The organism is Streptomyces sp. NPDC001156 (genome assembly GCF_053598275.1).
In genome coordinates, this window is record NZ_JBSFJX010000266.1 from 1 (window position 1) to 9,694 (window position 9,694).

Consider the following 9,694-nt stretch of genomic DNA (forward strand, 5'->3'; position numbering starts at 1 on the left):
GCCCGACGTCCCGCGCCGGTTGGTGCGGAGTCAGGCGCCAGGGCACCCGGCGCTCCTTTGCGGATGCCGACCGTGGCGCCCGAAAGCACGGCAGAGCCGCCCTGGGGCGGCTCTGCTCAGTGCGACGCGGTTTTCTGCGCCCGTTTGCGGGCCCGGTAGGCCCGCACGTTCTCGACGTTCCCGCACGCCGCGACGTCGTGCCAGACACGCGAGCAGTTCTTGGACCGGTCGTAGAACGCGCCCTGGCAGCGAGGGTTCGCGCACACCTTCACCCGTTTGAAGGTGTCGCGATAGGACGCGGCGAGCAGCTGGACGAGCGCGTAGGTGCGCAGGGCCTCGACTCCGCCCTGACCGGGTGCGATCGCCGGCCCGGCAGCGGTGACGGTCACCGAGGTGCGTGCCACGATCGCCGGCTGCCCGTTCGGCGCCTCCCCGGCAAGCACGCGGCGCAGCTGGTCGCGCAACACGCGCAGTCGCCGCAGGCCCCGGTCGTCAAGCGCTACCGCTTCCGCGGGAGCCTGCGGGTCGGCGTCCCGCAACGCCTTCAACGACGCGTCGAGCCATGCCTGCGCCGTCTCCACGTCGGACAGCAGGTCCGGCTCGGGCGGCTTGCCGTGGCTGGCCGTGCTGAGCAGGTCCACGACGAAGCCGAGACCGCCGGGGGCGGCGTCCTCCGCTTCGGCGTAGCGAATACTCGCGGGCCACCGTGCCGTCATTCCGCTCCCCTTCGTCCTACCGGCAGACTCGTGCCTGCTGTAAGAGTCTATCGGAGTTATGTTCTTGCAAGCGGTCGGGCCGGTCGGTTCAGCGGCCCTGGAAGTCGAAACGCGGCCGTGGGCGGCCTGCCAGGTAGGCCTCGACCGACGCCGGCAGCGCCGTGCGGACGTCCTGGGTCTCGAACAGCGGCATGGCGATGTCGAACATCGCGTCGTCGGCGGCCCGTGACCCGCCCGACTCCCAAAGCCTCAGCAGCGCCTTGTGGGCGGCGTGCGCACGCGTGGGGCCGGAGGCGACGGACCGTGTGAACGACCGCGCCCGCTCCACCGTGTCGGTGTCCGGCACGACGTGGTTGATGACGCCCGCCGCCGCCATCACCTCGGCCGGGACCTGCTCGGAGGTCAGGGCCCACTCGTACGCTCGTGCCCGGCCCGCGCGGGCGGCCACGCGGTAGATCCCCCCGAGGAGAGTGACGATCGCGATGCTCTGCTCGGGGTGTCCGAACCTTGCCGACTGTCCGGCGAAGACCACGTCGGCGCGGAGTGCGAGCTCGAATCCTCCCCCGAAGCACAGGCCGTTGACGGCGGCGACGACCGGAACGGGGACCTGCTCGAGGCGATTGAAGGCGGACATGTAGCTCTCGAACCGGGCGCGCAGTTCCCCGCTCCCGAGCTGCGGCCACTGCACGATGTCGCCGCCGAAGCTGAAGTCCTCGCCGGCCGCGTGGATCAGGATCGCGCGAGCGCCCGCCTCTTCCGCCTTGCCGACCGCGGCTAGCAGTTCCTCCGACATCTGGTCGTCGATGCGGTTCTGCGGGGGGTGGGCGAGGGTGAACTCGGCGACGGAGTCGTGGATGGAGAAATGCAGATGAGGCATCCGGTGCTACCTTTTGTGGTCCTTGGTGGGGTGTGCTGTCTCAGCCCTGGTGCGGGTACTGATCGCCGTGGAAGTGGTCGGCCGGAATCACGCCGGTGAGCAGATCGCGAAGCGCTCCGGAGAAGCGGAGGACGGCGGTCAGCGGGCGATGGTGGATCGCCGCAGAAACGATCTTCCCGTCGGTGTCGCGGCAGAGCACGGTGACACCTGCGATCTCCACGCCGCCGAAGGCCGTTGCCCGCCACTGGAGATAGCTGGTCGGGCCGTCGGTGGTCTCTTCGGTGAACTCCAGCGACTCATACAGCGAGCTGGCCGCCGCGAGCGCCGGCGCGACGAGCGCCTTTCCCCGGATCGGCTTGGCCAGGACGGCGGCCTCGAGCACGATGTCCTCGGCGAAACCGTCCGCGAAGCTGTTCTCCGATCGGTCGGCGAATCCCGTCTGCCACCCGCGTGTCGCGGTCCCCGCGACGACCTTGTCCGTGAAGTCGAGGATCGCGGACGCGGCGATCGCCGGCTGCTCGACGTGGAGCCAGTGGCCGCCGCCGTCGACCACCTGGACGTCGGCCGGCGCGAACCGGGAGCCGATCGCCTCGACGAGTTCCTGGTTGGCGAATCCGTCGGCGCCGCCGCGAAGGAGGAGGACCGGCCCGGTGTAGCGGCTCGGGGTGGGAGCGTCGTCGACGCCTTGGTTCCAGATGTCCACGTAACGCGCCACGACGTCAGGGGCGACTGCGCCGCCGGCTCGGTCGAGCCGGTCGAGTTCCCATTCGCCCAGCGCGGGTGACAGTTGCGAGCGCACCGTACGCTGGGCGTCCGCCTGCCCCCCGAGCGCCCGGAACGGGGCGACGACCTCGTCGGGGAGCCGGGTGCCGCCGAGCGGAACAGGCGTGAGGAGCACAAGGCCGCGGACCTTGTCGGCATGGTGTGCCGCCACCAGTTCGGCGACCTGCGAGCCCATGCTCTGCCCGGCCACGATCACGGGCGCATCGATCTGCTCAAGCAGCGCGTCGGCCTCGGCCGCGAAGCCCTCGAGCGACAGATCCCGGGGGTCGGCGACGTCATCGGCGCGTGCCCCTGAGCCGGGCAGGTCGTACCTGACGGTCGCGGCCTTGCCGTCGAGCGCGTCCACGACTCCGTCCCAGACCTGCGCGTCGTCGAGGAATCCGTGGATCAACAGCACGGTCGCAGCGCCGGCCTTACGGGCCGCGGTCCGGGTGATGGGGAAGCCCCCGGGTGTGGTGGTCATGCCGTTTCCGTCCTCGTCGAGCCGGAGGCCGACCATTCGGCCGTGTCGATGGGTGAATAGTCGGTGGCACGCTCATCGAGCCGCCGGCTGCGCTGCACGCGGAGCCGCTCAACGAGCTCCTGCGGCAACGGGGTGGTGAAGATGTTGTCGACCAGGGAGTACTCGGCGGCAAGCCGCCCGACCGCCCCGAGGGCGCCGACGTCGATTCTTCCGTTGTCGAGATACACCTCGTCGCGGATGTGGAAGCGCTCGACGCGCCCCCACACGACATGATCGGGCAACGGGGGCATCGCGATGATGCGGTCGACGACGCACTCCATCGAGATCGGCGCATCCAGGATGCGTGGCGCCGACACGATCTCGCAGGCGCCCTTGCGCAGGCCGAGCGCCTCGAATTCGTCGACGTCACTGTCGAACTCGAAGGCGGAGCGGTGAAGGCTGTCGGCCTGGTCGATCGTCGCCATGTTGACCACGAACTCGCCGGTGTCGCGGATGTTGACGAAGGTGTCCTTGAGGGTCACCCCGTCCGCCCGGGGCTGCAGGGAGATCGAGACGACCGGGGGAAGCCGGCCGACCACGGTGAAGAACGAGACCGGGGCGATGTTGCCGGTGCCCTGGCTCGACTGTGTGCTGACCCATGCGATCGCTCTCGGCAACACGCTGCCGATCAGCAATTTGTAACTGGAGGTCGGGTCGAGATCAGCGGCATTGATGATCATGGCGTTCCCCTTCGGGAGCCGAACTGGGAGCCACAAGCATATGCAGATCACCTATGTCGTCAACCCTGCCGACGAGGGATGCTTTTGTCAGAGGTGTAGAGCTGTTGCCTGTGACTTTCCGATGTTAGGCTCACCGCCCGTCAAGGCAACGGCCAGCCGGGGTCACGTACCTCGCCCGCCTGATCCGCAGGGGCGGCGCCGCCCGCACGGCGTGCCGGGCCTGCGATCCCCCACCGCGGCCCGGCGGGCTCCGCGGCCGGCCGGCAAGAAAGGGAGTACCTGTGGTTGAGCGGCGCGATGTCGAGTTCACCGCCGATGGCGAAGTCGTCCTACGGGGCTGGTACTTCGTCCCCGACACACCCGACCGGCACCCGGCGATCTCCATGGCGCACGGCTACGCCGGGGTCAAGGAGCACGCGCTCGAAGGCTTCGCCCGGCGCTTCGCCGAGGCCGGGTTCGCGGTCCTCGTCCACGACCACCGGGGCTTCGGCGCCAGCGACGGCGAGCCGCGCCACGACGTCAACCCCTGGCAGCAGGCCGAGGACTGGCGCCGGGCCATCTCCTTCCTGGAGGCGCAGCCGGAGGTGGACCCCTCCCGGCTCGGAGTCTGGGGAAGCAGCTACGCCGGCGGTCACGCGATCGTGCTCGGCGCGACCGACCACCGCTTGTCGGCCGTGGTGGCGCAGGTGCCCAACATCAGCGGCTACCTCCAGGCCCTGCGACGCGTGCCCCCGCATCTGGTACCGGCCCTCGAGGAGGGCTTCGCCGACGCCGAACGCCGCGCGGCACGCGGCGAGCCTCTGGAATACCAGCGCGTGGTCAGCGCCGACCCGGGCGTGAAGGCGTCCTACACCTCGGCGGACGCGATCGAGTTCTACCTGCAGGCCCCGGCGAAAAACACCTGGGAGAACCGGGTCACCGTGCGCTCGACCCGCTGGGCGCGGATGTACGAACCGGGACAGCTCATCCAGCGCGTCTCACCCAGACCGCTGCTGATGATCGTCGCCGAGGCCGACCACCTGACCGTGACCGATGTCGCGCTCGAGGCCTACGAGCGGGCACTGGAACCGAAACGACTCGTCCTGATTCCCGGCGGGCACTTCGACCCGTACGACCGGCAGTTCGAGCCGGCCAGCAGCGCCGCCCTCGCATGGTTCCGGCACCACCTGTGACGCCCGGCGTCCCCGTGCTGCCGGTGCGCACCGCAGGCACTGCCGACGGCACGGGAACCCGCACCTGACCACGACCGACGCCGGCACCGAGAGCGGCCGGTGACGGCCGCGGCGCCGCCAGGCCTGGCCGGCGAGGGGCAGACCGGCGGCGACGGCGGCGCCCCGCGAGTGGCGGGCCGGACGCCTGTCCCGAGTGAAAACCCTGGTTCGGGCTGTTGATCAGGCCGTTTGTCTGCCTGCCGTCAGGCTGCTTGCTGGCACTCGTTGATGAGGCCGCCGAGTAGTTGGGTGCGACGGACGCGGCCTCCCAAGGGGATGACGGGTGCCGTGTGTCCGGTCTCTGCGGTGTGGGGAGGTCGTTGGTGGAGGGATTGGTGGGGGCGGTGCCGGTTGTAGTGGTCGGTGTAGGTGTTCAGGACGGCGCGCAGGTGCCGTTCGTTCATGATGAGCAGGCGGTCGGTGCACTCGCGGCGGACGGTGCCGACCCAGCGTTCCGCGAAGGCGTTTGCCTTCGGCGATCTCGGCCGGGGAAAGTAGCACCTGCACGCCCGCGTCGGCGAGCACGGCGTCGAAGGCACCAGAGAACTTCCCGTCCCGGTCGCGCAGGAAGAACCGGAACCGGTCCACCCGATCTTCGAGGTCCATCATCAAGTTCCTAATGGGGCTCAGCGGGCGGTAGGAGAGACTACGGTCCGTAGCCGCCAGCAGGTGAGCACTACAAGTTCCGGAGCCGGTGAGCTCTGAGGTGAGACCGTGCCCCTGCTGGTCGGCCGGGAGGCCTGACCGCTAATGGGATGGCGTGCCCGCCGGGCGGTTGGGCGTGAGCACTGGATCCATTAGGGCGCGAGCCGCGCTTCCCGCTGGCTGCATGCATGTTGGACGCGACAGGTTGGAGAAGCTGGTGCTGTTCATCGGCGACGACTGGGCCGAAGACCACCACGACGTCGAGCTGCAGGACGCGACGGGCCGCAGGCTGGCCACCGCGCGGCTGCCGGAGGGGGTCGAGGGGATCGCGAAGCTGCATGCGCTGGTCGCCCGGCACGGTGGCGGGGAGCTGGAAGCCGGGCGGGTGATGGTCGGGATCGAGACCGACCGCGGCCCGTGGGTGCAGGCGCTGATCGCGGCCGGCTACCGGGTCTACGGGATCAACCCCCGCCAGGCGACCCGGTTCAAGGAGCGCTACGGCACCTCCGGTGCCAAGAGCGACAGAGGTGACGCCCACGCGCTGGCGGACATGGTCCGCATCGACGGCAGCCAGCTACGTCCGGTCGCCGGCGACAGCGACCAGGCCCAGGCCATCCGCGTCGTCGCCCGTGCCCACCAGACCCTCATCTGGGAGCGAACCCGCACTTTCCAGCGACTGCGCAACACGCTGCGCGAGTACTTCCCCGGCGCGCTGACCGCCTACGCTGCCCTGGAGCTGACCAGCACCGACGCCCTGGAACTGCTGATCAAGGCCCCCACCCCGGAGCAGGCGGCGAAGCTGACGAGGCCACAGATCACCGCGGTCCTGGCCCGGCACCGCCGCCGCAACCGGGACCAGAAGGCCGCCGCGATCCAGGCTGCGCTGCACGAGGCGCAGCTCGGCGTCGCCGCTCCGGTGGCCGCCGCCTACGGCGCGGCGACGGTCGCGCACGCAAGGCTGCTGATCGCGCTCAACGAGCAGATAGACGCCCTGGAAGAGCAGGTGAGCGCACATTTTCTCGCGCACCCGGACGCTGAGATCTACCTGTCGATGCCTGGCATCGGTGAGATCACCGGCGCCCGGGCACTCGCCGAGTTCGGGGACGACCCCACCCGCTACACCTCCGCGAAGGCCCGTAAGAACTACGCCGGCACCAGCCCGATCACCCGCGCCTCCGGCAAGACCCACGCCGTCCACGCCCGCTATGCGCGCAACGACCGCCTCGCCGACGCCCTCCACAAACAGGCATTCTCCGCGCTGAACACCTCGCCCGGCGCCCGCCGCTACTACGAGAAGCAACGGGCGCGCGACGCGGGCTACAACCCCGCCCTGCGCCAGCTCGGCAACCGCCTCGTCAGCATCCTCCACGGGTGCCTGAAGACCCGCACCCTCTACGACGAGGCAACAGCGTGGTCACACCACGCAACCCTCACCACCGCCGCTTGACACCCCTACGCCATGGGATGTCTCACCTGCTGGGTCACCCAGTCCCGGTTCGGGTGCGCGCCGATGCCGAGGACGTGCACTTGTCGCGTTGCGACCTCCATGGCGAACAGCACGTACAGCCGCCGGCAGAGGGCGGTATCCACATGGAAGAAGTCGCAGGCCAGCAGTCCCGAAGCCTGGGCGCGTAGGAAGGAGGCCCAGGCGTCGTGAGCCCGCTGGGGCGCGGGCGGAATGTTGCCCTGCCGCAGTACTGACCGGACGGTGGCGGCGCAGACCGTGATGCCCAACCGGGCCGGCTCTCCCTGCACTCTGCGGTGTCCCCACAACGGGTTCTCCCGCGCGAGACGCAGGATCAGCTCCCGCGTCTCCTCCGATATCGGCGGCCGACCCGGCCTCGTGTGGGGGTAGGTCCACCTGGCGGCGATCAGCTCCCGGTGCCGGCGCAGCAGCGTCGCTGGGGTGACGAAGAAGCTACTCCAGCTCTGTCTGGGCAGCAGACGCGACAGGGCCGCCGGCAGGACCCGGTCGGCCGGTTCCAACTTCGGTTTACCGAGCTGGCGTTGGAGTACAGCGAGCTGGTGCCGCAGCACCAGCAGTTCGACGTCCTTGGCAGTGTTGCCCAGCAGCCGCAGGCCCGCCAGCTCCAGCGACCTGCGCGTCAGCAGATAGATCCATGACCACCGCATGGATCTCGATCATGCCCCGGTCTACCACCGTCCCGCAGCGAAACGTCCTGATCAGGGGCCCGAACCAGGGTTTTCACGCGGGACAGGCCCACTCTGACCTCGGCCGGCACGTACGCCGCGCCCGTTGCTGCTCCTCTTCGACCTCGTACCGGTTGAGGCGCCCGGTTTGCGCGGTGCCGAGGGCGAGCATGCCGAGCGACCCGGCTGCGCAGGTGTGGGAGTCGGATCCGGCCAGCGTCTTGCCGGGAACGCCGAAGCGCTGCATGTGGGTGGGGTGGGAGACGCCGTTGCCGGGCTTGGAGTACCAGATGTCGAAGCGGCGGCAGGCGGAGCGGAGGAAGGCGTGGTCCTCGGCGTTGCGCTCGTGCGCCTGGAGCAGGTTGTGGTCGACGTACTGGACGCTGACCTCGGTACGGACCCGGTCCAGGCCGAGGGCCTCGAGTTCCTGCATCACCAGGGTGCCGGTGGCGTCCTGGGTGAGGGTCTGGTCGATCTGCAGGCCGATCTCGCGGCCGGGTTCCATCCGGCCGTCGACGAGGTGATCGGCGATGAGCCGGTGCGCCAGCGTGCCGTGGGAGAGCGTCACAAGGCCCAGACCTGCGCGCCCGGCTCCGGTGCGGCAAGCCGACACCGATCCGCTGCGAACAGCGCGGAAGGGCCTGAATGGCTACGGGACGTGTCCTTGCCCGCTAGGGCTGTTCGAGGGCTTGCCCGGGGCCGGACTGTGGTTCCAGCTCGGTCACCGCGTACTCGATCCGGACGTCGTCGGCCAGTTTCAGCGCACCCAGGAATGCACTGTACGGCTTGATCCCCCAGGTGGGCTGGGTGACGGTCGCCCAGCCGCACACCATCCCATCCCCGTCACTGCCCCCGTGCACGGTCACCGGGTGGCTCCGGCCTTTGATGGTGAGGTCCCCCGTGATTTCGAAGGACTCGGGCGTTCCCGTGATGCTTGTGGAGCGGAAGGCGATGGCGGGGTGCTGTGCGGTGTGCAGCAGGCCCTCGCCCTGCAGTGTCCGTTTGATCTCCGCTTTGTCGGCGTCGGTGAGGGGTTTGAGTCCTCCCGTCCCCTCCCGGACGGTCAGCGATCCCGTCTCGACCGTCACAGTCACCGACGACTTGCCCGGATCATCCGTGACGACCACCGCGTTCCCGGACCATCGGGTGGCCTCCATCGTGAGGTCGTGCCCGGCCTTCCGGCCGAGCCCGGCGCGGCTGGTCTTGATCAGCAGGCGGCCTGTCGGCGGCCCGAAACCGTATGTTCCATCACTCAGTGCCACAAAGTTGACTGTACGTGATGAGAGTGGTCCGCGTCCTGAGGTGTGCGTGCAGGAGGGGCCGCCCGGGTGGAACTCGAGCAGAACCGGTACGGCTCAGTGGCCGCTACCGCGCCCTTCGGCCAGGGGGCGCACACCGGTAAGGGGCGGGTCTACCCGCCTGGTCGGCCAGGGGGCAAGGAAGTTGGTCACCGGGTGGTGGCGGTTGGTCGGTCCACTGGGCGTAACTGGGCTGATCGGGCAGAGCGATGAGGGACCGGTCCAGTCCGTCGCGTTCTTCGCCCGGGCGCAGCAGCGGCTCAATCACGCATCGTGTGGGCCAGCGGCCATCGTTCGATTCTCAGCAGGCGGCCGATGCTGTCCGGATCGAAGTCGTCGGCAGCGAACGGTGTAACTTCCATGACCAGGTCGCCGGGTCGGGGCTGGTCCATCGGGTCGCGCAACCGGGCCACCGCCGGCGTCGGATCGCCCAAGTGTGTGGCTGCCCACAAGGCCCGCCCGACGTGGGCGAGGCGCTCCACCAGTTCTTCGGGCGTGGGTCTTCTCGGCGGTGTTGTGCTCACGTGCGTTCCCCCTGGGCATGGGCCCGCCGGTGCGTGCAGCCGGGCGTCGCAAACCGGCTGGTGGGGGAAGGGGGCGGGGCCGCTCGCAGCCTACCCAAGGTCGACCGTGCCCCGCAGGGGGTGGGGAACTGGTCGTTTTCGGATGTGCAGGAGCGTGCGTGGGTGTGCAGGAGCGTGTACTGGTTCGTGATGTTGTAGCGCACTCACCTCGTATGGCGGGCACTGATGAGTTCCTAACGGACGTCAAGCAGATCGTGGTGATCTCGGGGGTTGGTTCGTAGGGTGGTTGTCGACGGGCCGGTTGCCG

Annotated in this window: 11 protein-coding genes; 2 read left to right on the forward strand and 9 right to left on the reverse strand. The window is 69.5% G+C overall.

Annotated features, from left to right (window positions below; all coding sequences use genetic code 11):
- Nucleotides 1–116: 116 nt before the first annotated feature.
- From ACWDA7_RS46565 to ACWDA7_RS46580, 4 genes are all read right to left on the reverse strand, one after another.
- On the reverse strand, nt 117–716 hold the full coding sequence (locus tag ACWDA7_RS46565; RefSeq protein ID WP_450613470.1) for a CGNR zinc finger domain-containing protein: 600 nt from the start codon (nt 714–716) through the stop codon (nt 117–119).
- Nucleotides 717–804: 88 nt separating this feature from the next.
- Nucleotides 805–1,593 (reverse strand): enoyl-CoA hydratase/isomerase family protein, encoded by a 789-nt coding sequence (locus tag ACWDA7_RS46570; RefSeq protein ID WP_450613472.1) that lies wholly within the window; start codon nt 1,591–1,593, stop codon nt 805–807.
- A gap of 40 nt (nt 1,594–1,633) precedes the next feature.
- A complete protein-coding gene (locus ACWDA7_RS46575) occupies nt 1,634–2,839 on the reverse strand; it encodes an alpha/beta fold hydrolase (RefSeq protein ID WP_450613474.1) in 1,206 nt (401 codons plus the stop codon).
- Nucleotides 2,836–3,558: a flavin reductase family protein gene (locus tag ACWDA7_RS46580; protein ID WP_450613476.1), complete on the reverse strand. Its 723-nt coding sequence runs from the start codon at nt 3,556–3,558 to the stop codon at nt 2,836–2,838. Before ACWDA7_RS46580 ends, ACWDA7_RS46575 begins: the two co-directional genes overlap by 4 nt.
- A 281-nt stretch (nt 3,559–3,839) precedes the next feature.
- Here ACWDA7_RS46580 and ACWDA7_RS46585 point away from each other — a divergent pair, with 281 nt between their 5' ends.
- Complete coding sequence (locus ACWDA7_RS46585) at nt 3,840–4,730, forward strand: alpha/beta hydrolase (RefSeq protein ID WP_450613478.1); 891 nt, start codon at nt 3,840–3,842, stop codon at nt 4,728–4,730.
- A 242-nt stretch (nt 4,731–4,972) separates the two neighbouring features.
- Here the strand turns inward: ACWDA7_RS46585 and ACWDA7_RS46590 are convergent, their stop codons facing one another.
- Entirely contained in the window at nt 4,973–5,308 is a 336-nt protein-coding gene (locus tag ACWDA7_RS46590; RefSeq protein ID WP_450613480.1) for an integrase core domain-containing protein, read from the reverse strand.
- 323 nt (nt 5,309–5,631) lie between these two features.
- On the opposite strand from ACWDA7_RS46590, the gene ACWDA7_RS46595 reads away from it, so the two are divergent.
- Nucleotides 5,632–6,861, forward strand: a complete 1,230-nt coding sequence (locus ACWDA7_RS46595) for an IS110 family transposase (protein WP_450613490.1) — start codon at nt 5,632–5,634, stop codon at nt 6,859–6,861.
- Nucleotides 6,862–6,866: 5 nt separating this feature from the next.
- Here the strand turns inward: ACWDA7_RS46595 and ACWDA7_RS46600 are convergent, their stop codons facing one another.
- From ACWDA7_RS46600 to ACWDA7_RS46615, 4 genes are all read right to left on the reverse strand, one after another.
- Nucleotides 6,867–7,547, reverse strand: coding sequence for a helix-turn-helix domain-containing protein (locus ACWDA7_RS46600; RefSeq protein ID WP_450613482.1), 681 nt, complete (start codon nt 7,545–7,547; stop codon nt 6,867–6,869).
- 73 nt (nt 7,548–7,620) lie between these two features.
- Nucleotides 7,621–8,133 carry an aconitase family protein gene (locus ACWDA7_RS46605; protein ID WP_450613484.1) on the reverse strand — a complete coding sequence of 171 codons (513 nt, stop codon included), beginning with the start codon at nt 8,131–8,133 and terminating at the stop codon, nt 7,621–7,623.
- A gap of 103 nt (nt 8,134–8,236) precedes the next feature.
- Nucleotides 8,237–8,827 (reverse strand): YceI family protein, encoded by a 591-nt coding sequence (locus tag ACWDA7_RS46610; RefSeq protein ID WP_450613486.1) that lies wholly within the window; start codon nt 8,825–8,827, stop codon nt 8,237–8,239.
- A gap of 296 nt (nt 8,828–9,123) precedes the next feature.
- Nucleotides 9,124–9,387: a hypothetical protein gene (locus tag ACWDA7_RS46615; RefSeq protein WP_450613488.1), complete on the reverse strand. Its 264-nt coding sequence runs from the start codon at nt 9,385–9,387 to the stop codon at nt 9,124–9,126.
- Between the last annotated feature and the right edge of the window lie 307 nt (nt 9,388–9,694).